23 protein-coding genes are annotated in these 26312 nt (G+C 69.3%); 11 read left to right on the top strand and 12 right to left on the bottom strand.

Annotated features, from left to right (window positions below):
• Positions 1-98 precede the first annotated feature (98 nt).
• On the bottom strand, positions 99-266 hold the full coding sequence (locus tag KGQ19_RS02780) for a DUF3117 domain-containing protein (protein WP_015796491.1): 168 nt from the start codon (positions 264-266) through the stop codon (positions 99-101).
• Positions 267-454: 188 nt separating this feature from the next.
• Here KGQ19_RS02780 and KGQ19_RS02775 point away from each other — a divergent pair, with 188 nt between their 5' ends.
• Entirely contained in the window at positions 455-1240 is a 786-nt protein-coding gene (locus KGQ19_RS02775) for an enoyl-CoA hydratase-related protein (protein ID WP_212007441.1), read from the top strand.
• Positions 1241-1418: 178 nt separating this feature from the next.
• Here KGQ19_RS02775 and KGQ19_RS02770 read toward each other — a convergent pair whose 3' ends face one another.
• Positions 1419-1940 carry a DivIVA domain-containing protein gene (locus KGQ19_RS02770; protein WP_212007440.1) on the bottom strand — a complete coding sequence of 174 codons (522 nt, stop codon included), beginning with the start codon at positions 1938-1940 and terminating at the stop codon, positions 1419-1421.
• 175 nt (positions 1941-2115) lie between these two features.
• On the opposite strand from KGQ19_RS02770, the gene folP reads away from it, so the two are divergent.
• A complete protein-coding gene (folP, locus tag KGQ19_RS02765; protein ID WP_368862044.1) occupies positions 2116-2931 on the top strand; it encodes a dihydropteroate synthase in 816 nt (271 codons plus the stop codon).
• Between the two features lie 52 nt (positions 2932-2983).
• Here folP and KGQ19_RS02760 read toward each other — a convergent pair whose 3' ends face one another.
• From KGQ19_RS02760 to KGQ19_RS02745, 4 genes are all read right to left on the bottom strand, one after another.
• Complete coding sequence (locus KGQ19_RS02760) at positions 2984-3769, bottom strand: LOG family protein (RefSeq protein ID WP_212007438.1); 786 nt, start codon at positions 3767-3769, stop codon at positions 2984-2986.
• 60 nt (positions 3770-3829) lie between these two features.
• Entirely contained in the window at positions 3830-5008 is a 1179-nt protein-coding gene (locus KGQ19_RS02755; RefSeq protein ID WP_212007437.1) for an alpha/beta hydrolase, read from the bottom strand.
• Between the two features lie 166 nt (positions 5009-5174).
• On the bottom strand, positions 5175-6290 hold the full coding sequence (dapE, locus tag KGQ19_RS02750; RefSeq protein ID WP_212007487.1) for a succinyl-diaminopimelate desuccinylase: 1116 nt from the start codon (positions 6288-6290) through the stop codon (positions 5175-5177).
• Positions 6291-6309: 19 nt separating this feature from the next.
• Entirely contained in the window at positions 6310-7161 is an 852-nt protein-coding gene (locus tag KGQ19_RS02745; protein ID WP_212007436.1) for a 2,3,4,5-tetrahydropyridine-2,6-dicarboxylate N-succinyltransferase, read from the bottom strand.
• Positions 7162-7252: 91 nt separating this feature from the next.
• Between KGQ19_RS02745 and KGQ19_RS02740 the strand changes: the two genes are divergently transcribed.
• The 7 genes from KGQ19_RS02740 (at position 7253) to fxsT (ending at position 17810) form a co-directional block, all read left to right on the top strand.
• On the top strand, positions 7253-8200 hold the full coding sequence (locus tag KGQ19_RS02740; RefSeq protein ID WP_212007435.1) for a hypothetical protein: 948 nt from the start codon (positions 7253-7255) through the stop codon (positions 8198-8200).
• 19 nt (positions 8201-8219) lie between these two features.
• On the top strand, positions 8220-8840 hold the full coding sequence (locus tag KGQ19_RS02735) for an HAD family hydrolase (protein ID WP_212007434.1): 621 nt from the start codon (positions 8220-8222) through the stop codon (positions 8838-8840).
• A gap of 137 nt (positions 8841-8977) precedes the next feature.
• A complete protein-coding gene (locus KGQ19_RS02730) occupies positions 8978-9721 on the top strand; it encodes a hypothetical protein (RefSeq protein ID WP_212007433.1) in 744 nt (247 codons plus the stop codon).
• 311 nt (positions 9722-10032) lie between these two features.
• Positions 10033-10230: a hypothetical protein gene (locus tag KGQ19_RS02725; RefSeq protein WP_212007432.1), complete on the top strand. Its 198-nt coding sequence runs from the start codon at positions 10033-10035 to the stop codon at positions 10228-10230.
• 14 nt (positions 10231-10244) lie between these two features.
• A complete protein-coding gene (locus KGQ19_RS02720) occupies positions 10245-12620 on the top strand; it encodes an FxsB family cyclophane-forming radical SAM/SPASM peptide maturase (RefSeq protein ID WP_212007431.1) in 2376 nt (791 codons plus the stop codon).
• Positions 12621-12730: 110 nt separating this feature from the next.
• Positions 12731-13825 (top strand): TIR-like protein FxsC, encoded by a 1095-nt coding sequence (locus KGQ19_RS02715; protein ID WP_212007430.1) that lies wholly within the window; start codon positions 12731-12733, stop codon positions 13823-13825.
• On the top strand, positions 13815-17810 hold the full coding sequence (gene fxsT, locus KGQ19_RS02710; RefSeq protein WP_212007429.1) for an FxSxx-COOH system tetratricopeptide repeat protein: 3996 nt from the start codon (positions 13815-13817) through the stop codon (positions 17808-17810). The genes KGQ19_RS02715 and fxsT overlap by 11 nt, the downstream gene beginning before the upstream one ends.
• Positions 17811-18041: 231 nt before the next feature.
• Here fxsT and KGQ19_RS02705 read toward each other — a convergent pair whose 3' ends face one another.
• Positions 18042-18941 carry an alpha/beta fold hydrolase gene (locus tag KGQ19_RS02705; RefSeq protein ID WP_212007428.1) on the bottom strand — a complete coding sequence of 300 codons (900 nt, stop codon included), beginning with the start codon at positions 18939-18941 and terminating at the stop codon, positions 18042-18044.
• 315 nt (positions 18942-19256) lie between these two features.
• Here KGQ19_RS02705 and KGQ19_RS02700 point away from each other — a divergent pair, with 315 nt between their 5' ends.
• Positions 19257-20045, top strand: a complete 789-nt coding sequence (locus KGQ19_RS02700; RefSeq protein ID WP_212007427.1) for a hypothetical protein — start codon at positions 19257-19259, stop codon at positions 20043-20045.
• A gap of 446 nt (positions 20046-20491) precedes the next feature.
• Here KGQ19_RS02700 and dapC read toward each other — a convergent pair whose 3' ends face one another.
• The 4 genes from dapC to KGQ19_RS02680 all read right to left on the bottom strand — a co-directional run bounded on the left by dapC (position 20492) and on the right by KGQ19_RS02680 (position 23889).
• Entirely contained in the window at positions 20492-21589 is a 1098-nt protein-coding gene (gene dapC / locus KGQ19_RS02695; protein ID WP_212007426.1) for a succinyldiaminopimelate transaminase, read from the bottom strand.
• Positions 21590-21638: 49 nt separating this feature from the next.
• Positions 21639-21968 (bottom strand): ferredoxin, encoded by a 330-nt coding sequence (gene fdxA, locus KGQ19_RS02690; protein WP_194899904.1) that lies wholly within the window; start codon positions 21966-21968, stop codon positions 21639-21641.
• Positions 21969-22054: 86 nt separating this feature from the next.
• Entirely contained in the window at positions 22055-22798 is a 744-nt protein-coding gene (locus KGQ19_RS02685; RefSeq protein WP_212007425.1) for a phosphatase PAP2 family protein, read from the bottom strand.
• 494 nt (positions 22799-23292) lie between these two features.
• Positions 23293-23889: a TetR/AcrR family transcriptional regulator gene (locus KGQ19_RS02680; RefSeq protein ID WP_212007424.1), complete on the bottom strand. Its 597-nt coding sequence runs from the start codon at positions 23887-23889 to the stop codon at positions 23293-23295.
• A gap of 223 nt (positions 23890-24112) precedes the next feature.
• On the opposite strand from KGQ19_RS02680, the gene KGQ19_RS02675 reads away from it, so the two are divergent.
• Entirely contained in the window at positions 24113-25486 is a 1374-nt protein-coding gene (locus KGQ19_RS02675) for an MFS transporter (protein ID WP_307856331.1), read from the top strand.
• Positions 25487-25722: 236 nt separating this feature from the next.
• Here the strand turns inward: KGQ19_RS02675 and KGQ19_RS02670 are convergent, their stop codons facing one another.
• A complete protein-coding gene (locus KGQ19_RS02670; RefSeq protein WP_212007422.1) occupies positions 25723-26310 on the bottom strand; it encodes a 2'-5' RNA ligase family protein in 588 nt (195 codons plus the stop codon).
• Between the last annotated feature and the right edge of the window lie 2 nt (positions 26311-26312).

Genomic DNA, 26312 nt, shown 5'->3' with positions numbered 1-26312 from the left:
GAGAAGGAACACGTGCTTGGGGACGCCAAACCCCGGGCCATTCGGGGGCCTGACGTCACTGGTGGGACGGATGGGGTGACGATGCGGACGGCGCCGGACTAACCGACGACGCCCTTGATCGCCTCACCGAGCGCGGCGGCCTCCTCCGCCGACAGCTCGACCACGAGCCGACCGCCGCCTTCCAGCGGAACCCGCATCACGATGCCCCGTCCCTCTTTGGTCACCTCAAGCGGGCCGTCACCCGTCCGCGGCTTCATCGCCGCCATGCTCGTTCCCCTTCCTAGGAGCCAGCTACTCAACCAATCCATTATCCCGCATGCAGCCGGAATGGGTTCCGGTGTCGCCGCGGGAGGCCCGACTGAGTAGCTTCGTCAGAGTCTGCAAACAGTTCTACCGGACGCGACCAACACTGGTACATGCCTGGAAGCCGATAAGGCGGAGAGTGGGACCCCCTATGTCCGACAACGTTGTCTACGACGTCACCGAGGGTGTCGGCACCATCACCCTGAATCGCCCGGACGCCATGAACTCGCTCGACAGTGCGACCAAGGCGGCTCTGCGGGACGCGGCGATCTCGGCGGCCGAGGACGACTCCGTTCGCGTGATCGTGGTGCGCGGCACCGGGCGCGCCTTCTGCGTCGGGCAGGATCTGAAGGAGCACGCGGCGGCCCTGGAGGCCGGCCGCGGCCTGGCGAACACCGTGCAGGAGCACTACAACCCCTTGCTGCGGGCCCTGACCTCGGCGCCCAAGCCGGTGATCGCCGCGGTGAACGGCGTGGCGGCCGGGGCCGGGGCGGCCCTGGCGTTCGCCGCGGACCTGCGGATCGCCTCCGACAAGGCGGCCTTCAACCTGGCCTTCGCCAACATCGGGCTGACCGCCGACTCCGGTGCCTCCTGGACCCTGCCGCGGCTGGTCGGGCCGGCCAAGGCGATCGAGCTGCTGATGCTGCCGGAGACCATCGGGATCGAGCAGGCCGCGGCGCTGGGCCTGGTGCACCGTGTGGTGCCGGCCGACGAGTTGGACGCGGCGGTGGGCGAGTTGGCGGCGCGGATGGCCACCGGGCCGACCGCGGCCTACGCGGCGATCAAGAAGGCGGTCGGCTTCGGCCTGGCGCACTCCCTGGACCAGACCCTGGATCTGGAGGCCGAGTTGCAGGACGCGGCCGCGGCCACCGAGGACCACCGCAACGCGGTGCGGTCCTTCCTGGCGAAGGAGAAGCCGACCTTCACCGGGCACTGACCCCGCGCTGGACACTCCCGCACCGGACACCGACCCCGGCGGAAAGCATCGGCGTCCCGAATGACCGCGATCCGAAATGACGGTCATCCGAAATGACAAACAGACAGCCGGCCTCACAATGAGGCCGGCCGTTTTGCTGAGCTCACGGAGCCGAGAACAGACAAAGAAGCAGAAGGGACTACTGGTCGTTCTCGGGGCGCCGGTACCAGGAAGACAGCGGATTGTCGTCCTCCGCAGCATTCTGATCGGCCGGGAACGCCGGCTCGGCCGCCCCGGGCGTCAGGCCCACACCGGGACCGAAGCCGGGCTGCACCACGGCGGTCGCGGTGGCCGTGCCACCGGCCGCCTCGGAGCCCGGAAGGCCGGGCACCGCGTCCCGCGCCACCGGCTCGTACGCCACAGCACCCTCGCCGAACCGGTCGCCCACCGGGCGGGTCAGTTCGGCGATCGTCCGGTCCCGGTGGTCGATCTCGGCGGCCAGCCGGTCCAGCATCCGGTCCACCTGGTCCATGCGGTAGCCGCGGAACCCGACCGCGAAGCGGGCGCCGTCGATGTCGTCCTTGCCCAGTTGCCGGTCGTCGGCCAGCGCGGGCTCCGGCCGGTCCTGGCGCGGGTCGTCCAGACCCCCGCCGCGACCGGCGGCCACCCACGCGATCGCACCGAACACCGCCGCGACGACGAGAAACTGAAAGTACAGCACGCGCACATCGTGCCATGACCGGCGCCGCGCCGTCGCCGTTAGGCTGATCTCCATGTCATCGAACGCGGACGGCGCCCCGGGCGGCCGCACCGACAGCGGCCCGGACCGGCCGGGCCTCACGCAGGGCACGCTGCGCCTGGGACCGTACGAGTACGCCCCCGACCAGCGGCTCGTGATGGCGATCGTGAACCGCACCCCGGACTCCTTCTACGACAAGGGAGCCACCTTCGGGGACGCCGCCGCGCTGGACCGCGTGGAGAAGGCCTTGAGCGAAGGCGCGGACCTGGTGGACATCGGCGGGGTGAAGGCCGGCCCCGGCGACGTCGTGGACGCCGCCGAGGAGATGCGCCGGGTGGTGCCGTTCGTGGCCGAGGTCCGCAAGCTGTTCCCCGAAGCGGTGATCTCCGTGGACACCTGGCGTGCCGAGGTCGGGGACGCGGTGTGCGCCGAAGGCGCGGACGTGCTGAACGACGCCTGGGGCGGCTGGGACCCGGGCCTGGCCCAGGTCGCGGCCCGGCACGCGGTGGCGCTGGTCTGCACGCACGCCGGCGGCGTCGAACCGCGCACCCGCCCGCACCGCATCACCTACCCGGACGTGATGGCGGACATCCTGGAGCGCACGGTCCACGGCGAGGCCGAGCGCGCGGCGGCGCTCGGGGTCCCCCGCGACCGCATCCTGATCGACCCCGGCCACGACTTCGGCAAAAACACCCGCCACTCGCTGGAGGCCACCCGCCGGCTGGCGGAGATGGCCGCGACCGGCTGGCCGGTCCTGGTGTCGCTGTCGAATAAGGACTTTGTGGGCGAGACCCTGGACCGCCCGGTGAAGGAGCGCCTGGTCGGCACGCTGGCCACCACCGCGGTGTCGGCGTGGCTCGGCGCCCGGGTCTACCGGGTGCACGAGGTCGCCGAGACCCGGCAGGTGCTGGACATGGTGGCGGCGATCCAGGGGCTGCGGGAGCCGGCCGTGGCCAAGCGCGGGCTGGCCTAGGCGCTACAGCCCTTGCGAGGGCTCAGGCGGTCTAGCCGCCTGAGCGGCACAGCTAGCCGCGCTCCCCCGGCTTGCCCATGATCGCCACGGCCTCATCCGGATCGTCCACCACGTGGATCAGGTCCAGATCCTTCGACGCGATCTTCCCGGCCGGAATCATCGAATCCCGGATCCAGTCCACCAGCCCGCCCCAGAAAGCCTTCCCGACCAGCACCACCGGGAAGGACGTCACCTTGTGCGTCTGCACCAGCGTGAGGGCTTCGAAAAGCTCGTCCATGGTCCCGAACCCGCCGGGAAGCACCACGAAGCCCTGCGAGTACTTCAGGAACATCGTCTTGCGGACGAAGAAGTACCGGAAGTTGATGCCCTGATCGATGTAGCTGTTCAGGGACTGCTCGAACGGCAGCTCGATTCCCAACCCGATCGAGCGCCCGCCGGCGTCGAACGCGCCCTTGTTCGCCGCCTCCATCGCGCCGGGGCCGCCGCCGGTGATGACGGTCCAGCCGGCCGTGGCCAGGCCGCGGCCGATCTGCTCGCCGATCAGGTACTCGGGGCTGCCGGTCGTGGTGCGGGCCGAGCCGAAGACGGTGATGGCCGGGCCGGTGCGGGCCAGCGAGTCGAAGCCCTCGACGAACTCGCCCTGGATGCGCAGGACCCGCCAGGGGTCCTCGTCCTTCCAGTCCTTGCCGTACGCGTGGTCCAGCAGCTTCTGGTCGGCTGTGGCCGCCGGCAGTTGCTCCTGGCCGCGGCGCCGGGTCACCGCGCCGACGAAGCGCTCGGTGAAACTCCCGCCGTTACCGTGTCCGTTGCCGTGTCCGTTTCCGCTGCCTTGGCTCATAGTCGGCACATTACCGGCCGCGGTTGTCCGGACGGCGGCCGACAAGCGACCGGCAGTCGCTCAGGACTGCGGACGCACCTGCTCCAGATGCTGGCTCAGCCATCCGTAGGCCTGCGGCAGCCACTGCTTCCAGACCGCCGTGTTGTGCGAGCCGTGATCCTTCTTCAGCACGTCGACCATGTCGGGCGCCACCTGCTGCAACGACTCCGCGGCGGCCAGCACGCTCCCGTGATCGTCCTCGGCGGAGGCGGCAGCCAGCAGCGACACCGGCGGGTTGGGCTTGTGGTTCTGCAGAACCCACAGCGTGGAGTTCTGGTCGGCGAAGGCCGAGCCGTACTTGGAGACGTAGCCGCCGGGCCGCACATCGCCGCTCATCTGTACCGCGGCGCTGAACAACTGCGGGTACTGCACCAGCAGCTTGCCCGCGCACAGGCCGCCCTCGGAGTAGCCCATCATGCCCCAGCCGGTGCGGTCGGTCGTGACCCGGAAGGTGCGCTCGAGCATGTTCCGGATGTCGTCGGTGATGAAGGTCGCGACCTGCGGTCCGCCGGGGATGTCGGTGCAGTCTGTGTTCACGCCCTTGATCGGCGAGATGTTCACCGCGACGAGCACGAACGGGGTGGCGGAGTGCTGTTGGATCAGCGTGCCGAGTTCCTTCTGGCCGGCCATGTTGCCGAACCAGGTCTGCGGGGTGCCGGGGTAGCCGGGGAACAGCAGGACGACCGGGAACGCGGTGTTGGCGTAGGCGGGGTCGTTGTACTGCGGCGGCAGCCAGGCGATCACGTCGTTCGAACCGCCCAGGCCGGTCTTCGGTCCGGTGAAGCTGGTCACCAGCGCGTCGTCGCCGTACTTCTTGAAGTCCTGTACCGGACCGGGCGGCCGGGATCGCGGGACCACCGGTACCGCCTGGCCGCGACCGCCCTGCGCGGTGCCGTCGGTCAGGTTGCTCCCGGTGATCGGGCCGCCGGCCGCCACGGTGTTCTCGTGGATGATCACCCCCGGGCTGCCGGTGTCACCGAGCAGATCGTCCCAGGAGGCGTAGAGCCCGTAATAGTTGTTGACGATCACACCGCACAGCAGGATCGCCATCACCTGGCTCACGCCGATCATCGACAGCCGCGTGGCGGCCCGGACGGGGCGCGGCCCGCGGATGCGGTTCCACAACAGATACGTGCCGATCGGCGCGGCGACCGCCAGTACGATCGCCGTCACCATCATCGGCCAGCCGGTCGGGCTCATCGAAACTTCGGACCTCTCGGAACTTGCCTGGACAGCGGGCTGTTCACCGGGCTCCCGTAGCAATACGAGAGCTGCTCCGCCGCTGGTAAGACGCCAAGGGGTCCCGGCCGGTTGCTTCTGCGAGCGCACCTTTGACAAACGGTGCGCGCCGCCGCGGGTCGTCAGGTCACGAAGCGGAGCCGAGCCAGCTTCTCATCCGCTCGGCGCATCGAACAACTTGCTCCAGGTCCACTGTTTCGTCCGGTTTGTGGGCCAAGGATCCGTCTCCCGGGCCGTAGTTGACGCCCGGAACACCGAGTTCAGCAAACCGGGCGACATCGGTCCAGCCGAATTTGGCCGTGGGTTCCTCGGGCATCCCGGCCATCACGGCGCTGACGAACTCGGCCGCCAACGGCAGGTGCAGACCCGGACGCGCGGCCGGGGCGGAATCGGTGACCGCGATCTCAGCGTCCAGATCCGCGAAGACCTCGCGGACATGGCGTTCCGCGTCGGCCTGACTACGGTCCGGCGCGAAGCGGAAGTTCACCACGAGCGAGCACTCGTCCGGGATGACGTTGCCGGCCACCCCGCCGGTGATCCCGACCGCGTTCAGGCCCTCGCGGAACTCCAGGCCCTCGACCTCGACCCGGCGCGGCCGGTATTCGGCGAGCCGCCGCAGCGCCGCCCCGGCCTTGTGGATCGCGTTGTCGCCGAGCCAGGAGCGGGCCGAGTGCGAGCGGGCGCCGCGGAAGGTCAGCCGGGCGCGCATCGTGCCCTGGCAGCCGCCTTCGACGATGTTGTTGCTCGGCTCCAGCAGTACCGCGAAGTCGGCGGCGAACCACTCCGGCCTGGTGCGGATCAGCCGGCCCAGGCTGTTGCGCTCGGCCTCGACTTCTTCGCACTCGTAGAAGACGTAGGTCACATCCCGTCCGGGGTCGGCCAGTGTGGCGGCCAGCACCAACTGCACCGCCACGCCGGCCTTCATGTCCGAGGTGCCGCAGCCGCGCAGCGTGCCGGTCTCCCAGTCCCCCTCCAGGAGCGAGGGGACGTTGCGGCGCCCGGTGCTGTCGACCGCGATCGGGACGGTGTCCAGGTGCCCGGCCAGGATCACGCGCTCGGCCCGCCCGAGGTCGGTGCGGGCCAGGACGGAGTCGCCGTCGCGCAGCACCTCCAAATGCGGGTACTGACGCAGCGCCTCCTCGACCGCGTCGGCGAGGGCCTTCTCGTTCCCGCTCTCGGATTCGATGTCGACGATCGCCGCGGTGACGCGGGCCGCGCTCTGAGTGAGGTCCAGGCCGGACATCATGTGGTCGCCCCCGTCCTCAGCCGGTGAACCCGTTGTCCCGGAGCATGTCGTTGATCTGCAGCTTGTCGTGCGTCTCGCCGGGCGCCAGGCGGCTGAGCACCAGCAGGCAGGGGGTGGTGAACTCCCCGCCCGGGAACTTCTTCACCCGGGTCGAGGAGACGCAGACCGACCAGGCCGGGGCCTCGCCGCGGGGCAGTTCCTCGCCGGTCTCGGCGTCGAAGACCCGCATCGACTTGGTGAGGTTGGTGCCCGAGCCGAGCTTGGCGCCCTGGCGGACCCGCGCGCCCTCGACGACCATCGAGCGCGAGCCGATGAAGGCGTCGTCCTCGATCACGACCGGGACCGCGTTCGGCGGCTCCAGCACGCCGCCGATTCCGACGCCGCCGGACAGGTGGACGTTCTTGCCGATCTGGGCGCAGGAGCCGACCGTGGCCCAGGTGTCGACCATGGTCCCGGAGTCGACGTAGCCGCCGATGTTCACGAAGGACGGCATCAGGATCGCGCCGGGGGCGATGAAGGAGCCCCACCGGACGATCGCGCCGGGAACCACGCGGGCGCCGCCGAAGTCGCTCTTCAGCGGCATCTTGTCGTGGTAGCGGAAGTCGCCGGCGTTCGACTCGACCATGTCCAGGACCTTGAACGAGAGCAGGATCGCCCGCTTGGCGCGCTCGTCCACCACGACCTCGTCGGCGGCCCGGTCCACGAACGCCGCCCGCGCGGTGCCGGCGTCGATCAGATCCACCGCTTCCGTCACGGCCTTACGCGCCTCGGAGTCCGCCGGGCCCAGCTCGGCGCGGCGCTCCCACAGCTCGTCGATGGCCGCCGAGATCGGGGAGGCGAAATCCTGGGGGGTCGGTGCGTTCGTCATGACCACCACGATATGTGTTTCAGCTACGGTGGCCTGGCGGTGGTCACACCGCAGGACGGATCTCGGACATAAACGGACGGAACTGGACGGTATGGGTCAGCGAGGCCGCCCCCGAGGCAGGCAGGAACAGAGTTCGGGCGGGTCCCGGCACATCGGCGCCTGGGTGGTGACCGTGCTGCTGCTCGCCGTGCTCGGCGGCGGCGGGTACTTCGTCTATCACACCTTCACCAATGGCGCCCTGGCCTCGGAGAACTGCACCGCGACCGGCGCCGACGGGCAGTCCTCGACGATCGCCAACCAGCGGATGGCGAACGCGGCGACCATCGCCGCCGTGGCGCGGGCCAAGAGCCTGCCGGAGCGGGCGACGATAATCGCCCTGGCCACGGCCGAGCAGGAGTCGAAGATCACGAATCTGTCCGGCGGCGACCGGGACTCGGTCGGCCTGTTCCAGCAGCGGCCGTCCCAGGGCTGGGGCAGCCCGACGGAGATCAGCGACCCGGTGTTCGCCACCGGGTCGTTCTTCCACGCGCTGCTGAACGTGAACAACTGGGAGAACATCGGCGTCGGCCAGGCCGCCCAGGACGTGCAGCACAGCGCCGACCCGTCCGGGGAGTCCTACGAGCAGTGGGAGGAGATGGCCACGGTCCTGGCCACTTCGCTGGATGCCAAGTCCGGCACCTCGCTGACCTGCAAGTACGACGACCCGAAGCTGGCCGCCGAGACCCCGGGCTCCAGCGGTCTGACGCCCCGCGCCTCGACGCTGGGCCAGGCGCTGGTGAAGCAGTTCAGTGCGAACGGCGTCGGAGCCGCGCCGAAGTACTCGCACACCGACGACGGCCTGACCCTGCAGATAGGGTCCAGCAACGGCCTGTTCGACCCGCACGTGCTCGCCAACTGGGCGGTGGCCTCGGCGAAGACCCTGAGCGTGGACCGGGTGCAGTACGCGGACCAGGTGTGGACGCGCTCGTCCGGGAAGTGGAAGACGGCCACGCCGACGAACTCCGGGACCGTCGACGTCTCGGTGGTGAAGGGCGGCTGAGCCCTGGCAGGCTGGGGCGATGACATGGATCGTGTTCGATTACGGTGAGGTCATCGCCCAGCGGCCGTCCGCGCGGGCCTTCGCCCGGCTGGCCGAGGTCGCAGGGGCGCCGGCCGCGGAATTCGAGGACGGCTACTGGCGGTTTCGCGACAAGTTCGACCGGGGCATGGCCGCGCTCGACTACTGGCAGGCGGTCGGGGGGCAGGCCGGCTTCGAGGTGGGGCCGGCCCAGGCCGATGCGCTGACCGCGGCGGACGTCGAGCTGTGGAACACCCTGGACCCGCGGTCCGTGGCGTTGGTCACGGAGCTCGCGGCGAGCGGGCGGCAGCTGGCGTTGTTGTCGAACGCGCCGATCGCGCACGGTACGGCATTCCGGGCCCGGGAGTGGGCCGGGTCGTTCCGGCACTTCGTGATCTCCGGCGAGCTGGGCCTGGCCAAGCCGGATCCGGCGATCTGGGAGGCGCTGGTGGACCGGCTCGGATCCCCGGCCGGCGAAGTGCTCTTCCTGGACGATCGCGAGGTGAATGTCACCGCGGCCCAGGAGTTCGGGATCCGGGCTTTCCTGTGGACCGGCCCCGACGATGCCCGACGGCACATCGCGGAATTCGACCGGGAATTCTTTCCGGCCACCGGATACTGATATCAGACGACCCAATCATTGTTCGAAGTTATTACTTCCCCTTTACTTCTTTCAGCGTTTCCCCGAGCGGGGTTCATCCGTTGGACAGGGGGCTGTCGCGTAGACGCGGCAGCCCCCATTCCAAGGAGAACCAGGCAATGAGCACCTTGAGCACCACGGTCCGGCGCGGCCTGGTCGTCACGGCGGCCGCGATGGCCGCCGGTCCCGTCGTCGGCGGCGTCGCCTCCGCGGCGACCGGACCGACGACCAGCGCACCGCTGGATGCCGCGCCGATCACGACCACCGCCGCCGACACCGCGCAGCTGGCCACCGCGCCGCTGCCGGTGACCCGCTCGGCCCTGCCGCTGGCCGGCGGCCTCGGCTCGATCATGCCGATCAACGGCGACCTGGCCGGCCCGGTCAGCGGGCTGGCCGGCGGCCTGCCGCTGAACCAGCTGACCGGCGGACTGCCGGTGAGCGGGCTGACCGGGCAGCTGCCGGTGGTCGGGCCGATGGCCCAGAACCTGCCGGTGGTCGGCCAGCTGACCGGCGCCACCCCCGCCACCCCGCCGGCCAACGCGCAGGCCGCCCAGGACGCGGCCGCCGATCTGAAGGCCGCCTTCCCGACCCCGCACATGCCGACCCCACCGGCGCTGATGACCCCGGCGCACGCCGGGACCCGCAGCCGGACCGTCGCCCCGGTCGCGCCCGCGGTCGCCGCCCCGGCCGGCCCGACCCCGGCCCAGATCGCGCAGGCCCAGCAGGCCGCGGCCGCCGCGAACCAGTCGGGGTCCTCGCTGCCGATCGTCGGCCAGCTGCCGACCGGTCAGCTGCCGGTGGTCGGCGGACTCACGCAGGGTCTGCCGGTCGGCAGCCTCACCGGTCTGCTCGGCCACTTCTGAGCCGCCGCGCCGTTAGGCGATCAGCGACCGGCGACCGGCATCGCGAAAACGGCGCCGAGTTCTGAAAGCCTTCCCTAAGACCCCTGGCATGCTTCCCCGCGTGCCAGGGGTCTTTCGCGTTCCCGTCGTGCCGCCATACGGGGGATTTCCGTCTGTCCGCTTGATCCGCACTGCTTGATGTCACATAACCTGATCAAGAGAGGAATCCCTCCTAGGAGCGATTATCCGCAACTCTTCGCATGCGGGCGCCGTGAAGGCGCAATCAATCGCCATGCCTGAAAACGTGTGAACCGCCCCACCGGGAGCCACGGATGAAGCACCGCCACGGCAAGACGACAGGTGTCAGCTCGGGTCTGGTGGACCTGAGCGAGCAGTCCCTGGCCGACGTCTCGCGCTCGGTCTCGGCCGGCGAGGTGCGGTCCGAGGACGTCGACCGGCGCATCAGCCCGCCCCGGGACGGAGGGACCTCGACGGTGCCGGTGGCCGCGTCGTTCAACTCGGCCGTCTGACGGGGGGCGGGGCCATGGTGTCCGCGCCGCCGTTCCGGCAGTTCGTCCTGAAAGTGGCGACCCGCTGCGATCTCGCCTGCGACCACTGTTACGTCTACGAAGCCGCCGACACCTCCTGGCGACACAAACCGCGGTTCATGGCGGAGGAGACCGTGCAGCGCACGGCGGAGCGGATCGCCGAGCACGCGGCCACGCACCGGCTCCCCGCTGTCACGCTGGTCCTGCACGGCGGTGAGCCGCTGCTGCTCGGGCCGACGCGGATGCGGGAGACGCTGAAGACGCTGCGCTATGTCATCGAGGACGCGGGCTGCGCTGTAGCTCTGCGGATCCACACAAACGGGGTCCGCCTCAGCACCGAATACTGCGACCTGTTCCGCGAACATCATGTTCAGGTCGGGGTGTCCCTGGACGGCGACCGCGCCGCGACCGACCGGCACCGGCGCTTCGCCAACGGGGCGTCCAGCCATACGCAGGCGCTGCGCGCGGTATCGCTATTACGCGACGACTACCCGGACATCTATGCGGGAGTCCTGTGCACCATCGACATCCGCAACGATCCGGTAGCCGTCTACGAGGCGGTCCGCGATGCCGCGCCGCCGCGCGCCGACTTCCTCCTCCCCCACGCCACGCATAGCGATCCGCCTTTAAGGACGGATCCAGGACATACCGAATACGCGGACTGGATGCTCGCGGTATTCGACCGCTGGAATGCCGAGAACCGGCCATTCCCGATCCGCTCGTTCACCTCGGTCTTGGACGCCTTCCGCGGCCTGCCGAGCGGGACGGAATCCCTCGGCCTCAGTCCGGTCGATCTGGTGGTCGTGGAGGCCGACGGGACGCTGGAGCAGACGGACTCGTTGAAGGCGACGTATGACGGCGCACCGGCCACCGGCTTCTCTGTCGCCGAGCACTCGTTCGACGAGGCGTCCGGGCATCCCGGATTCGAGGCCCGGCGCCACGGTGTGGCGGATCTGTGTGAGACCTGTCGACGCTGCCCCATTGTGTCCGTCTGTGGCGGCGGACTCCGTACGCATCGCTATAGCGCTCCCTCCCAGCCGACTTCTCCAGCCGATCCGTTCGACCACCCGAGCGTCTACTGCGGCGACCTCAAAGAGCTGATCATGGGGATCAGGGCCCGGACCGAGGCGTCGGCCGTAGCCCGGGTCCCGGCGCAGCGCGCGCTCGGGTTGCCGGCAGATGTGCTGCATCAGTTGGCACACGGATACGGGGACGCTAAAGCGATCGAACACCTGAACCGCTTCCAGCGCTCGCTCCGGATACTGCTACTCGCCAAGGTGTTCGCCGCAGCGGACCCCGGCACCGGACCCCGGCAAGAACTCGTGGACGCCGCGATCGCTCAGCTGAAGACGCTCGACGCCGGTCATAAGGACGCTCTGCACGAAGTCCTCGGGCACCCCTATACGTCGGTCTGGGCATTGCGTTGCCTGGACGACGCACAGTCCGGCCGGGCCGTCCCCGAGGACCTCGCCCACCTGGGCTCGCTGGCAGCCGCCACCGCGATCCGCGCGGGGGTCGATGCGGAGGTCGAGGTGCCGGTACGCCAGGGCGCGGTGTATCTGCCCACCCTCGGGCGCCTAGTGGTCGGGGCCGACGCGGGTCGGTCCGTGCTGCTGCGGATCTCCGGCGGGGATTGCGACGTGTTGGGTGCGCCCGGGTGGCAGGGAGTCCGGCGTGCTGGCCTCCCCATGTTCTCTGGAGGTGGTATCGCTGTAGAGGACACCGATCCGTTCCGCCGATGCCATCACTGGGACGTCGCCCAACGGTTGCCCGACAGCGACGCAGCGGCCTGGCTGAGTGCCATCCCCGCCGCGTGGGACATCCTCGCGCGGGACCATCACTCCTATGCCCCGGGCATCGCCGCCGGACTGACGACGATCGTGCCGCTGGTGCCGTCCCTGGCGGGGCGGGCCGTGAGTTCCACGGCGCGCCGGGCCTATGGGGCGATCGGTGCGGGTCTGCCTGTAGTAGGCAACCGTGCGGCCGACTCCCCGGCCTCCGCCTTGGCGCTCCTGATGATCCATGAGTTCCAACATGCGAAGCTCGGCGCGGTCCTGGACATGGCAGATCTCCACGACCCCCACGACACCCGTTTGTTCGAGGCGCCGTGGCGGCAGGACCCGCGTCCGCTGGAGGGCTTGTTGCAGGGGACGTACGCACACGTCGGCGTCACCGACTTCTGGCGGGTCCGACGCTTCACCGCACCGGATCCCGAGGAGCGCGCGCACGCCGAAGCCGAGTTCGGGCTCTGGTTCGGGCATACCCTGCGCGCCACCCGGGTGTTGGCCGACTCCGGCTCCCTGACGCCCCTAGGCCTGCGCTTCGTAGAGGCGCTGCGCACCACGCTGGAAGGTTGGACGTCCAAGGTCTGACTGCCCCGCGCAACGTTGACGCCACCGATCACACCGCGCAATCCTGCAAGAGACGCAGTGTGAAGAAGCAGTGAGGGTCACGGGGTGACCTCCTGGTCGCAGGGGGGCGGATGGCTGTCTCGGGTCGGGTGCCGCAAGGCGCCGCACACGGGTCGGCCCCGGTTTTCTTCCTGAGCTACGCCCGGCACCACCGCGGGGTCGAGGACAAGACCGGCGGTGCCGAGGACCCGGACCGCTGGACCCTGCGGTTCTTCGACGACCTGACCTTCGAGGTCGCCGAACTCACCACCCTGCCCCGGCACGCCCGGCCCGGGTTCATGGACCGGGAGGTGCGGGTCGGCCAGGACTGGCCGAGGCGGATCTCCGAGGCGTTGGCGGCGTGCCGGGTGTTCCTGCCGCTCTATACGCCGCGCTACTTCACGTCCCTGAGCTGTGCCAGCGAGTGGTACCTGTTCCAGGCCCGGCAGAGCGCGCACGAACTGACCTCCGGCGCCCGGTCCGAGGCGATCATCCCGGTGCTGTGGCTGCCGATGCCGGACACCGACCTGCCGCCCGCAGCACAGGCGTTGCAGTTCGACCATCACACCCTCGGTGAGGCCTACGCGCGCCTGGGGTTCCTGCAACTCATACGCCTGACCCGCTTTAAGGACGAGTACCAACTGGCGATCCACGCCCTGGCGCGGGAGGTCGTACGGGTGGCGCTCAGCGGCGCGCCGCAGGCCGCCAAGCCGGTGGACTTCACGACGCTGCACCGCCACTTCGAGAACGCGGAAGGACTCTTCGACGCGGCCGGTGATCTGGTGCGCCGGGTCGGGGGCCGGACCCCGCTGTCGTTACCGGGCCGGCGACCGCTCGCGCTGCCGCCGGGCACTGCCATGCCGGGCACTGCCGTTCGGGGCACCGCCCTGCCGGACTCGCCTACCGAACCCGCCGCAGCGCCGCAGAGCTCTGCAGACGAAGCGGTGACCGCGTATGTCCGGGCCGCACAGACGAAGCTCACGGAGTGGTTCGCCCGTCGGCCGCACGAGATCGCGTCGGCGGACTTCGACGACTTCTACTTCCGCGAAGTGCATCCCGCCGCCAAAGCCGCACTGGTGCGCCATCTCACGCCTCACGCCCCGGACGGCCCCTCCGCCCGGCCGCCCCGTCTCCGCTCCCTGCCCACCGCGGAGCAACCGCCAGGAGGAGCGCCCCATGTCCTCTGATCCAGACGGCACCGTTATTACGTTCTACTCCTATAAGGGCGGTACCGGGCGCACCATGGCGCTCGCGAACGTCGCGTGGATCCTGGCCGCGAGCGGCCGCCGGGTGCTGGCCGTGGACTGGGACCTGGACTCGCCGGGGCTGCACCGCTTCTACCATCCGTTCCTGCCTCCGTCCGCGTTGCAGTCCACCGGCGGGGTCATCGACCTGATCGTCGACTATGCGTGGCAGGTACACCAGCACCGGGAGGACCGGCCGACGGACTGGCACCGGCAGGCCGCCGAGGTGGAGCGGCACACCGTGGCCGTGGACTGGCCGTTCCCCGGCGAGGGGGCTCTGGACTTCCTGCCCGCGGGCCGTCAGAACCGCGACTACGCCTCGGCCATGGCGCCGCGCGGCTGGGACGACTTCTACGAGGAGATGGGCGGCGGCCTGTTCTTCCAGGCCATGCGCGAGGGGATGAAGGCGGCCTACGACTACGTCCTCATAGACAGCCGCACCGGCTTGTCGGATATTGCTGATATCTGCACATTGCAGCTGCCTGACATCCTCGTGGACTGCTTCGTCCTCAGCGATCAGAACATCGACGGGGCGCTCAGCGTGGCGCAGCGGGTGCGGGAGCACAGTCTGGACCGGCCTATACGCATCCTGCCGGTACCGATGCGCGTGGACGACGGGGAGAAGACGAAGGCGGACGCCGGCCGCATCGTGGCGGCGTCCCGATTCGAAGGCTTCCCGGCCGGCATGGACGACGAGCGCCGCAGCCAGTACTGGGCCGCCGTGGAGACCCCATACAGGCCCTTCTACGCCTACGAAGAGACCCTCGCGGTCTTCGGCGACGCCCCCGGCTATCCGAACTCGCTGCTGGCCGCCTATGAGCGGCTGACCGCCGAGATCACGGTGGGCCGCGTCACCGGACTCCCCGCTATAGAGGATTCCCGGCGGCGGCAGGTCCTAGAGGGGTTCACCAGGCGGCACGCCACGAAGGTCCACCCCCTGATCCACTACATCGCCGAGGACCGGATGTGGGCCGACTGGGTCCGGGAGATCCTGGCTCAAGTGGATGTCTCCGCGGATCTCGTAAGCGTGGGAATCCCTCTAGCGAATTCCGCCCCTAAAGCGAATGCCGATAGCGCTCCCGGCGCAGGGGCGCCCGAGGCAGACCGACAGATTCTGGCCATCGCGTCCCACGCCTATCTGCGCTCGGCCGACGCCCATACCGGCCTCCGCCGACTCGAGGCCGCAGCGACGTCCTCCGACGGATCGCCTACGCACCGGATCACCGCGGTCCGCGTGGCTGATGTCCGGCTGCCGGCCCAGTACGAGGCGAACGCACCGATCGACTTGGCTCGGCTCAGCGAGCCCGAGGCCGTGGAGACCCTGCTGCGCGCCGTGGACCGGAACGCTTATGCGCAGTGGCGTGCGCGCTCCCCTGATGCGTTGCCCTCCGCGCGCGCCCACGGACCGCGCTTCCCGGGTATCGATCCGCAGGCTTGGAACGTGCGGGGCCGCAACGCCACCTTCACCGGACGCGACGAGGTGCTGGAGCGCGTCCGAGACCGGCTGCTGTGTGGTTCCGCGGCGGGATCCGCGCTGCCGCATGCCCTGCACGGCCTGGGCGGTGTCGGCAAGACTCAGGTCGCGTTGGAGTACGCGCACCGCTTCAAAGGCGACTACGACCTCGTATGGTGGCTCTCCGCGGACCAGCCGGAGCTGATCCCCGCGGAGTTGGCACGGCTGGCCCGGCCGCTGGGACTGCGCGGCCTGCGCGCGGACAGCGGCATCGCCGAGACCGCGGCGGCAGTCCTGGAAGCGCTGCGGCGGGGCGACCCGGTACGCCGCTGGCTGCTGATCTACGACAACGCTGACGAACCGGGCGCGGTGCGTCCGTTCCTACCGGAGAGCCGGCACGGCCATGTGCTGATCACGTCTCGGAACCCGGCGTGGGCCCAGGAGACGGCGCCGGTCGAGGTGGAGGTGTTCACCCGTGCTGAGAGCGTGGAACACCTGCGGCGCCGAGTACCGGGGCTGGCCGTGGAGGACGCCGACGCACTCGCCGTCGCCCTCGGCGACCTGCCGCTGGCCGTGGAACAAGCGGCGGCCTGGCTCACCGAGACCGGGACGCCGGTCGGCGAGTACCTGGCCGAACTGGACCGGCAGGCGTCTGCGGTACTGGCACTGAACCAACCCGGCGACTACCCGGTGCCGGTGGCGACAACCTGGACGATCTCCTTCGAAGCCCTCCGCGACCGCTCCCCGGCCGCAGTACGGCTGTTGCAGCTGTGCTCATTCCTGGCGCCGGAGCCGGTGTCGATGGCGTTATTACGTTCGGACCAGATGATCCAGGCCCTGATCCCCTACGACGAGGCGCTGCGCGACCGGATGATGATCGGCCGCGTGGTCCGCGAGGTCGGCCGGTTCGCCCTGGCCCGGGTGGACGCGGCCTCGAACACGCTCCAGGTGCACCGCCTGGTGCAGTCAGTCATCCGGGCCCGGATGAGCGAGGAGGAGCAGGAGCAGGCCTGCCACGAGGTACACCGGGTCCTGGTCGGGGCGCGGCCCCGGGCCGGCGACACCGACGACCCGGAGAACTGGCCGCGCTATGACCAGATCTGGGCTCACCTGGGACCGAGCCGGGCCCGGATGTGTGCCGAGGGCGAGACCTTGCAACTGCTGATCGACCGGGTCCGCTACTTGTGGAAGCGCGGGGAACTCGGGGCGGCGCTGGCGTTCGCCGAGGAACTCGCCGCCGTCTGGATTTCGCGAGGACGGCTGCCGGACAAGGACCCGGACTTGCTGTCACTGCGGTTCCACACCGCGAACGTGCTCTGGTCGATGGGCCGCTTCGAGGATGCGCGGCAGATCAATGCCGAGGTACTGCGCGCACAGAGTGCGGCACTGGGCGACGGCCATCGCCACACACTGATGACGGCTGGCGGACTGGCGGCGGCGCTACGCGGACTGGGACGGTTCGACGAGGCACTGGCCCAGGACGAACAGACCTACGCACGATTCGCGGAGAACTTCGGCGTGGACTTCCCACAGGCGCTGTCCTCAGCGAACAACCTGGCGATCTCCTACCGCCTCGTCGGGAACTTCCAGAGGGCCGCCGAGATAGACCGGGAGGTCTTCGCACGGCGACGTGAAGTGCTTGGAACGGAACACCCCTATACGTTGAGCTCCGCGGGGTCGCTAGCCCGGGACATGATCGACGCCGGGCGGTTCGTGGAGGCCCTGAAGCTGCTGTACGCGACGCTGGAGACGTATCGCGAGGTGTTGGGCGACGACTTCGTGGAGACCCTGCGGACAGCCAAGAGCCTGGCGGTGGCGCTTCGGAAGTGCGGACGCTTCGGCGAGGCCCAGGGGCTCACAGAGGAGACCTACGAGAGGTATCTCCAGAGGTTCGGCCCAAGGCACCCGGACACCCGTGCCTGCGCCCTCAACCGGGCTGCGGATCTGGCCGCACAGGACCGCGACGAGGAAGCCATCCCGATCATCGCCGACTGCCTGGCGATGTATGAGCAGGAGCTAGGAGAACAGCATCCATACACGCTTGTAGCGGTGAACAACCTTGCCGTCTACGAGCGGGCGACGGGCAACGTCGCGCGCGCCCGGACGCACGCCGAGCGGACCCTGGCCGGCTTCGACAGCGCACTGGGAGCTTCGCACCCGTTCACGTTGGCGGCTGCCGCGAACCTTGCGAACTGCTTAGCGGACTCCGGCGATCTCGCGACAGCGATCTCTCTAGAGGAACGCGTACTAGCCGGGTCGCGGGAGCGCCTTGGGGAGTGCCACGTCTATACGCTCACCGCCGAAGCGAACCACGCCGCGACACTTCGCTTGGCGGGACGCAGCGCGGAAGCCGAGCAGATGGCGGCGCGCAGCCTGGAACAACTCGGCGCGTTGTTGGGCGAGGAACATCCGGTGTGCGCGCGGGTGCGGGGCGGGGCCCGGATCGGGCGGGACCTGGAGGCCGCGGCGTATTAGCAGTTGTACGCACCTGTCGACGCTTGTTACCACTTCTCTGTGCCCGCCAACACCGGCCAGCGCCTACTAGCCCCTTCGATCATCTCGATGACAGTCGCGGGTACCGGGGTCTCAACCGTCTCGATCATGACCCCATCCTGGCCGCCAACGCTGAGCACCCGCCCAAGACCGCCCACCGAGCCCCACTGAGCACTAATCACTAATCAAATCCCTAAGGCACTACAGAGAGCACTATCCGCCCAGCGCCACCGCCGCATCCCACGACACCCGCGCCCCCGACCACGCGATCACCTGCGGCATCCGCAGCAACGCGCTGAAGTGCGAGGCACGCGGCTCCAGGTCGACCGTCGCGCGCGGGATCCGCTCCCCCAGCCACCGGGTGTGGCTGACCGGCGAGAACCGGTCGTCGGCCCCGTGCCACAGGTACACCGGCACCTCGATGTCCGCAGGATCAAAGCCCCAGGGCGCGGCCAACGCGAGCGAATCGTCGTACCAACCGTCTGCCGAATGCGCGACCGCCGCAGCGTAGGACGCGATCAGCTCCTGCCTGATGTTCGCCTGCCGAATAACCGCCCGATCCGTAGGCTCCAGCCCCGCATCGATGTTCGCCAGCAAACTCGCCGGATCAGCACGAATCGACGCCGCCCGCTCATCAAGGTCGCGCCGCAACGCCGCCGGGTCCGTAAGCGCCCGCGTATAAGACTCGACGTTGCCCGAAGTCATACCAGCGAACCACGCGGTCCCCATCGCATCACGCGGCGCCAACGCCACCATCGCCGCCGCCCTCGTCACCCGATCCGGCAGCAACGCCGCGCACGCCAACGCATGCGGCCCACCCCCGGAGCGGCCAAGCACCGCGAACCGCTCGATCCCCAACGCATCCGCCACCGCAGCGGCATCCGTCGCAACCGACGCCACACTCCGCCCCACCTGCCGATCCGACTCCCCGAACCCGGGCCGATCGAACGTCAGCAACCGAATCCCCGACGCATGCAACGTCATCGCCCGCGGCACCGGCCCCAACCGACTCCCAGGCGTGCCATGGAACAGCATCACCGGCGCCCCACCAGGATCACCACGCTGGCAAACCGCCAACCGACGCCCATCCCCCGTCCGCACAGTGCTGACCATGGCCCTCCTCCATTGCGCGGCAGCTACCCGGCCCCGCAGCAACAGAAACCGCCGCCTCCGGCGCGCACAGGAGCGAGGAGAGGCAGCGGAGGCAGAGCGACAGTGACAGGTAGGGCAGAGCACCAGCCACTGAGGACACAGAGCGCGGACGCGGCAGGCAGCACACCGCGCGGGAGCGGCGGCAGCCGGACACGGCAAGCCCGGCGAGTCTGGCGAGTCTGGCGAAGTTAGCATCGCCGGCGAACCGAGGCAGCAACGACCACACAGCGCCCGGAGGTCACGAACCCACCAACCAGCGCCGAGTACTGTCAGAACATGCCGCTGTTCGGGGCGCGCCCGCCAGTCGATGACCGCGAGCGCCAGTGGATCGAGAAGATGCTCAGCTGGTGCGTCGAGCAATTCGGGCGCGAAGCGCTCGAAGCCGAAGCACTCACCCCGACCCCCTCGTTCTTCCCCGGCACCTACCGCGGCACCCCAGATGACGTACTGGAGCTGGTCGACCTAGTCCGCGCCCATCTCCGCATCGACCCCGCAGAAATCGCGATCATCTCATACGACGGACGCCCACCAGCCCGCCCCGGCCCACCCGGCAGTCCCGGTGGCCCTGGCGGTCCTGGCGGTCCTGGCGGTCCTGGCCCCGGCCCCGGCCTGCCCGGCGCCGCCACCAGCCAGCAGAGCATCGCGGGACACTACAGCGTCCGCAACGGCGTCGGCCTCATCGCGATCGGCCTGGACAACGCCCCCGACCCCCGCCGCGTAGTCGCGGTCGCGGCCCACGAACTCTGCCACCACAAGCTCCTCTACCGCGGCCCGTCCAGCACCGCCGAGCGAGACCACGAGCCGCTGACCGACCTGGCAACAGTGTTCTTCGGCCTCGGAGTCTTCACCGCCAACGCCGCCTACACCTTCGCCCAGGGCCGCGGCGGCTGGCGCCGACAGCAACTCGGCTACATCAACCAGCCGATGTTCGGCTACGCACTGGCCCGCGTCGCATGGCTACGCGGGGAGCGCGACCCGGAGTGGGCGCGGTACCTGGACACGAACCCGCGCGGATACTTCAAGCAGGCGATGCGGTACCTGGAGAAGGAACCGCCGGCGCAGTAACCCCAGCGCACCAACCCCAGCGCGCAGTCCCCCATTCGGCCTCAACCAATACGCGCAGCAGAATCTACGCCAATCACCCGATGTCCGATATGCACCATTCATAGAAGATTGAGGCATCTCGGGAATCGCCCGCCGCAGCCAGGCACATGAGCGAAACCCGGGCCGACGGTCCCCACAACCGGGGTGCGGACAGAGCTCACCGCGCCTCGGCCAGGGAACCGCCGCCACGCCCTCGATGACCTCGCGTCGTCGACTGCTCGAAGCAAGGCGATAAGGGCCTTCGACTTCGGCCAAGTCGGAGGCAAAAGGGGGATCGCCCCAAATCGAGCAGGCCCCGCAAGGGGCGGGCACGGCAAAAACCCGCAGCCGGACCCCGGCGCCACCCCCAGGCGCCCGGGGTTCGGCCTAGGGACATGCCCAACATCACGACAAGAAACAACAGGAGGTCAGAATGCGGCCAGCCGCGCAGCCGCAGCAGCAACTCGCTCATCGCTAGCCGTCAAAGCCACCCGCACATGCCGCGCCCCAGCCTCACCGTAGAAGTCACCCGGCGCAACCAAGATCCCGCGCTCGGACAGCCACTCAACGGTGGTCCAGCAATCCTCGTCACGGCTGGACCACAAATACAGCCCCGCCTCAGAGTGGTCGATACGGAAGCCCGCACGCCCCAGCGCATCGCGCAGAACCTCGCGGCGCCGACGGTAACGCTCCTTCTGCTCCGCAGCATGGGTGTCGTCACTCAGGGCGACGGTCATCGCATCCTGGACCGGCTGCGGCATGATCAGGCCAGCGTGCTTGCGCACCTCCAGCAAGTCGGCCACGACCGCGGGGTCGCCAGTGATGAAGCCCGCACGGTAGCCGGCCAGGTTCGAGCGCTTGGACAGCGAGTGGACGGCCAGCAGTCCCTCGTGGCTGACACCGCTGACATCAGGGTGGAGCAGGGAAACCGGCTCGGCATCCCACGCCAGTTCGATGTAGCACTCGTCGGAGACGACGATGGTGCCGGACTCCCGGGCAGCCGTGACGACCGCACGAAGTTCGGCGGCCGAGGCCACGCGCCCGTTCGGGTTCGCCGGGGAGTTCAGCCAGATCAGCTTCGGGCGGCGGGCCCGGATCAGGTCGGCGGCGGCCTCGGGGGCGGCCACCAGGGTGTCGGCGCCGGCGATCCGCGCGCCGACGTCGTAGGTCGGGTAGGCCACCGAGGGGATGGCCACGTGGTCGCCCGGGCCGAGGCCGAGCAGGGTCGGGAGCCAGGCCACCAGTTCCTTGGTGCCGATCACCGGGAGTACCGCGGTCGGGGTGACGCCGGTGACGCCGAGCCGGCGTGTCATCCAGCCGACGGCCGCCTCGCGCAGGGCGGGGGTGCCGTGGGTGAGGGGGTAGCCGGGTGCGTTCGACCCGGCGCGCAGCGCGTCTTGGATGACGGCTGGCACCGGGTCGACTGGCGTGCCGACGGACAGGTCGACGATCCCGCCCGGGTGCTGGCCGGCTCGCGCCTTGGCGGGCGCGAGCCGGTCCCACGGGAAGTCAGGGAGCTTCCGCATCTGAAGGATTTCCTCTGGTGGAGCGGGATTTCGCCGTAGGGGAAAGCTCTTAGCTTTCGCCCTGAGCCTGCGGCGGCAGGGCGGAGATCAGCGGGTGGTCCTTCTCGATCAGCCCCATCTTGGAGGCACCGCCAGGGGAGCCGAGGTCGTCGAAGAACTCCACGTTGGCCTTGTAGTAGTCCTTCCACTGCTCCGGCGTGTCGTCCTCGTAGAAGATCGCCTCGACGGGGCACACCGGTTCGCAGGCGCCGCAGTCGACGCACTCGTCCGGGTGGATGTAGAGCATGCGCTCGCCCTCGTAGATGCAGTCGACAGGGCACTCCTCGATGCAGGCCTTGTCCTTCACGTCCACGCAGGGCAGGGCGATGACGTAAGTCACTTTCTCCGGTCCTCCTGTTGATGCGGTGGGCGACGCAGCGGTGCGGGCTGCAAAGCCCTATGCTCGTCCGCCCTTAGTATCACGCGTCAGCGGCCGGTTCTCCTAAGCGGGTCATGTGCGGACCACCGGTTGGACACTCGGTCCCGCCACGGGCGCAGTACCGAGGCGCACAAAAGGGTCCAGCCGGTGCCCAGGGCGGCGCCCGCGAGGACGTCGGTGGGGAAGTGGACGCCGAGGACTGGGCGCGACACGACGATGACGATCACGTACAGCACCAGGGCTGTTTGTGCGATGCGGCGCGCCGCCGGGCCGGCCAGCAGTGGGACCGCGGCCAGGATCAGGACGGCGGCCAGGGTGGAGGTGCCGGTGGCGTGGCCGGAGGGGAAGGACGCGCCGGATTCTGTGGAGATCGTGTGCGCGGCGTCCCAGTGGGGGCGCGGGCGGTTCACGCCCTTCTTGGCGACGTAGGCGATGGCGTAGGCGCCGATCACCGAGGCTGCGGCGAAGTAGGCCGAGGTGCGCATCCGGAGCAGGTAGAAGGCTACGGCGATCAGCAGGCCGAGTCCCAGGGTCACCGTCGGTGAACCGGCGTTGGTCACCGCCTTGAAGAAGTCGGTGATCCCGGTGTCGCGCAGTGCGAAGCGGTTCAGCGAATCGTCGATCGACTGATCCGTGCCCTTGGACGCCTTGGCCGCGACGACGATCGCCAGCAGTACGAATACGCCGAACGACGCTGCTCCCCACGCGCGCAGGGCGGAGACGCGGGCGCGGTCGTCGAAGAAGGCTGGTTCGGAGCGCCGGGTGCCGGCATGCCGGGGTTCGGTGAGCATGCCTCACAGTAACTTAGTCGCCTGGAGTTGGTCTGATGTTCACTACTCATTCAACTCGGGCGATTTGGAGGCGGCCTCGGGCGGCGCGGCAGTGCGGGCGGCTTGTGGAGTCGGGCGACACGCCGGCTCGAATGGGGCGGTGCGGGTGACTTGTCGGGTCGGGCGACTCGCCGATTGGAAAGGGGCATGGCGGCTCGCGTGACACGGCGGCGGCGCGGGCAGCATGCCAGCTCAAACCGCACGCAGGGCGCGGGCGGAATGCACGGCACAGGGGGAATGCGCGGCGCAGCAGGAAGGCATGGCGCGGGCGGAATGCACGGCGCGGACTGCACGCCGATTTAACCGACGCACAAGATCAAGTGGCACGCCAGGCCCTCGCCGCAACGATGACGACAACAGGCACGGCGACGGCAGCCACGGCAGCGGCATTGGCAGCGGACAGCGGCGCGGAGCAGCAGCGCGGAGCAGCAGCGCGGATCAGCAGCGGCAGCGACCTAACCGCCAGCACCGCCCCCAAGCACCCCCGACCGCAGCCCCTTCAGCACCACATCAAGCAGCAGGTACGGATCCACCGGCGGAATGTCCGAGTCGGCCAGTTTCTCCGCGCGGCGCTCCACGGCGGTGACGATGCCTGAGCACAGGGACATGACGTCGTAGAAGTTCACGTCTGTGCGGAAGACGCCTAGGCTTTGGCCTCGTTCTAGGAGGGCGGTGCCGGCGTCCATCATTTCTTTGCAGGTGCGGCCTAGGGCTGTGCTTTGGTCGTGGATGGCTTCTTTTACCGCTAGGGACAGGCCTCGGTAGATGGCCATGTGCTCTACCAGGAGGGTCAGCCACTCTGTGAGGGCTGCGTCGGCGTCTTTGCGGTGTTCGGCCAGGGTTAGGGCGCACTCGGTGAGTTTGAGGTAGCGCTCCGCCAGGACTGCGGCGATGAGGTCTTCTCGCCGGGGGAACCGGCGGTAGAGGGTCCCGATGCCTACGCCGGCTTGGCGTGCGATTTCTTCTAGGGATGTTTCGATCCCGTTGGTCGCGAACGCTGACTGGGCTACCTCGACGAGGCGCTCGCGGTTGCGGAGCGCGTCTGCCCTCACGGTGGATCGACTCCTTCGCCTGTTGGGGGCTTCCCCGGGCCCCGGTCGAATTAAGTTGCCGCAATGTGTGGCGGCACTCTACGCTAAACGGAGTCAGCCTCCGCTTTTTGCTCGCCGTCAGGTGAAGGACACCATGTCTACTGCGTCCATATCCACAACGCCTTCCACTGGGAAAGTTGTTCCGAAGCGGGAGCCCAAGCCGGGGCTCATCCTTGCCACGATCGTGACTTGCCAGCTGATGCTGGTCCTCGACGCGACCATCGTCAACATAGCGCTGCCGAAGATCCAGACGTCGCTGAAGTTCTCTGAGGCGAACCTGTCTTGGGTGCTGAACGCCTATACGCTCGCGTTTGGTGGGCTGTTGCTGCTCGGTGGGCGGGCCGGGGATATTTTGGGCCGGCGGCGGATGTTCGTCTCCGGGGTCATCTTGTTCACGGTGGCTTCGTTCATCGGTGGGCTCGCGGTCGACTCCACCATGTTGCTTGCTTCGCGTGCTCTGCAGGGGGTCGGTGCGGCTATGGCCGGGCCGAGCATGCTGGCGCTGATCATCACCACGTTCCCGGAGGGCGCTCCGCGGGTGAAGGCGATGAGCCTGTTCACCGCGGTCTCCAGTGCCGGCGGGTCGGTCGGGCTGCTGCTCGGCGGGATGCTGACCACCTGGGGTTCGTGGCGGCTGGTGATGTACATCAACGTGCCTATCGGTGTGGTGGCCGCTTTCGCCGCGGCCCGGTTGCTGAATGAGTCTCCGCGGGTGCAGGGCAGGTTCGACATCCCCGGCGCCATCACCTCGGTCACCGGGATGGGCAGCCTGGTCTACGGGTTCATCAACGCCTCCGAGCACGGCTGGGGCGACAGCACGACCATCTTCGTGTTCGTCGCGGCCGTGGTGCTGCTGAGCGCGTTCGTGTTCATCGAGTCCCGCTCCGACTTCCCGGTGTTCCCGCTGCGGCTGCTGAGGAACTCCACTCGGGCCCGCAGCTACGGCTCCTATGTGCTGCTGGTCGGCGCGATGTTCTCCATGTTCTTCTTCCTGCCGCAGTTCATGCAGAACGTGCTGAGCTACTCGCCGATCCGGGCCGGGTTCGCGTTCCTGCCGCTGACCGCGACGCTTTTCGCGGTCTCCCGGTTCGTTCCCAAGCTGCTGCCCCGTTTCGGGCCCCGGCCGCTGATCGTGACCGGCACGGCGCTGATCGCCGTGGCGCTGTACTGGCTGTCGCACATCTCGATCCACACCGGATTCGCCACCGGTCTGCTGGTGCCGTTCCTGCTGTTCGGCCTCGGCGGCGGTATCGCGTTCAGCCCGATCGCGCTGAACATCATGAACGGCCTGGCCCCGCGTGACTCCGGCGCCGGCTCCGGCCTGATGCAGGCCTGCCAGCAGATCGGCGGCGCGCTGGGTATCGCGGTCCTGTTGACCATCTCCACGGCGTCGACGAAGGGCAGCCACAACCCGAACCCCAAGGTGAACTACACCCACGGTCTGGAGACCGGACTGACGGTCGGCGCCTGCATCGCGCTGGCGGTCTGCCTACTGTCGCTAACCCTGAGGCCGAAGCCGGCGGCCCCGTCCGCGGGTCCGGCGCCGGTTCTGGAGTAGGCGGCGCGAGCGTTAGCGGCACCCAGGCGGCGGCTTCCAGGTATCGGGGCCGCCGTCGCGCTTTCCCAGCCCGCGGCAGAGGGCGGGGCGCGGGGCCTAGCCGCCGTAAGGGGAACAGGGGCAGGTAAGGCCTAGCCGCCGTAAGGGGAACAGGGGCAGGTAAGGCCTAGCCGCCGTAAGGGGAACAGGGGCAGGTAAGGCCTAGCCGCCGTAAGGGGAACAGGGGCAGGTAAGGTCTAGCCGCCGTAAGGGAACAGGCGGCGGACGCGCCACACGCCGTCGTCGCCGTGCAGGTACAAAGCGAACCCGGTCACCGGGAAGCGGGCCTCGTAGCCGGCCAGGACGTCCTGGGCCCGGGCGAGCATGGCGTCGGGCAGCTCGTGGGCGACCGTCACGTGCGGGTGGTAGGGGAAACGTGCCTCGCGGGCCAGCACCCCGGAGCGGACCAGGGCCTCGGTGGTGGCGCACTGCTCGCCGCCCTGGGCCACCCGGACGAAGGTCACCGGGGAGATCGGGCGGAAGGTGTCCGTGCCCTGCAACAGCATGGAGAACGGCTGGCCGACGGTGGCCGCCTTGGCCAGGTGGTCCTCGATGCCCGGCAGGTCCTCGCGCTCGACCTCGGTCGGCGGGAGCAGGGTGACGTGGGTCGGGATCGCCAGCGCCATCGGGTCGTGGAACGACTCGCGCCACTTCTGCAGCTCGCTGCCGAACGGTTCCGGGATCGGCACCGCGACGCCGATGGTCACGGTGTCCACCCCGTGCGCGGCCGCGAAGGGGTTGACGCCCGCGAAGGTCGCCTCAAGGGGATCCGGTACGCCGCCCACCG

Origin of the sequence: Catenulispora pinistramenti, from assembly GCF_018274385.1 — a bacterium.
Classification (GTDB): Bacteria; Actinomycetota; Actinomycetes; order Streptomycetales; family Catenulisporaceae; genus Catenulispora; species Catenulispora pinistramenti.
This window is presented reverse-complemented; position numbering and strand designations above follow the sequence as displayed.

What these genes read in the sequence shown, in the direction of transcription:
- KGQ19_RS02780 (WP_015796491.1), bottom strand. Translation starts at nt 266, where the DNA reads ATGGCGGCGATGAAGCCGCGGACGGGTGACGGCCCGCTTGAGGTGACC.
- KGQ19_RS02775 (WP_212007441.1), top strand. Translation starts at nt 455, where the DNA reads ATGTCCGACAACGTTGTCTACGACGTCACCGAGGGTGTCGGCACCATC.
- folP (WP_368862044.1), top strand. Translation starts at nt 2,116, where the DNA reads ATGGCGATCGTGAACCGCACCCCGGACTCCTTCTACGACAAGGGAGCC.
- KGQ19_RS02760 (WP_212007438.1), bottom strand. Translation starts at nt 3,769, where the DNA reads ATGAGCCAAGGCAGCGGAAACGGACACGGCAACGGACACGGTAACGGC.
- KGQ19_RS02755 (WP_212007437.1), bottom strand. Translation starts at nt 5,008, where the DNA reads ATGAGCCCGACCGGCTGGCCGATGATGGTGACGGCGATCGTACTGGCG.
- dapE (WP_212007487.1), bottom strand. Translation starts at nt 6,290, where the DNA reads ATGTCCGGCCTGGACCTCACTCAGAGCGCGGCCCGCGTCACCGCGGCG.
- KGQ19_RS02745 (WP_212007436.1), bottom strand. Translation starts at nt 7,161, where the DNA reads ATGACGAACGCACCGACCCCCCAGGATTTCGCCTCCCCGATCTCGGCG.
- KGQ19_RS02740 (WP_212007435.1), top strand. Translation starts at nt 7,253, where the DNA reads ATGGGTCAGCGAGGCCGCCCCCGAGGCAGGCAGGAACAGAGTTCGGGC.
- KGQ19_RS02735 (WP_212007434.1), top strand. Translation starts at nt 8,220, where the DNA reads ATGACATGGATCGTGTTCGATTACGGTGAGGTCATCGCCCAGCGGCCG.
- KGQ19_RS02730 (WP_212007433.1), top strand. Translation starts at nt 8,978, where the DNA reads ATGAGCACCTTGAGCACCACGGTCCGGCGCGGCCTGGTCGTCACGGCG.
- KGQ19_RS02725 (WP_212007432.1), top strand. Translation starts at nt 10,033, where the DNA reads ATGAAGCACCGCCACGGCAAGACGACAGGTGTCAGCTCGGGTCTGGTG.
- KGQ19_RS02720 (WP_212007431.1), top strand. Translation starts at nt 10,245, where the DNA reads ATGGTGTCCGCGCCGCCGTTCCGGCAGTTCGTCCTGAAAGTGGCGACC.
- KGQ19_RS02715 (WP_212007430.1), top strand. Translation starts at nt 12,731, where the DNA reads ATGGCTGTCTCGGGTCGGGTGCCGCAAGGCGCCGCACACGGGTCGGCC.
- fxsT (WP_212007429.1), top strand. Translation starts at nt 13,815, where the DNA reads ATGTCCTCTGATCCAGACGGCACCGTTATTACGTTCTACTCCTATAAG.
- KGQ19_RS02705 (WP_212007428.1), bottom strand. Translation starts at nt 18,941, where the DNA reads ATGGTCAGCACTGTGCGGACGGGGGATGGGCGTCGGTTGGCGGTTTGC.
- KGQ19_RS02700 (WP_212007427.1), top strand. Translation starts at nt 19,257, where the DNA reads ATGCCGCTGTTCGGGGCGCGCCCGCCAGTCGATGACCGCGAGCGCCAG.
- dapC (WP_212007426.1), bottom strand. Translation starts at nt 21,589, where the DNA reads ATGCGGAAGCTCCCTGACTTCCCGTGGGACCGGCTCGCGCCCGCCAAG.
- KGQ19_RS02685 (WP_212007425.1), bottom strand. Translation starts at nt 22,798, where the DNA reads ATGCTCACCGAACCCCGGCATGCCGGCACCCGGCGCTCCGAACCAGCC.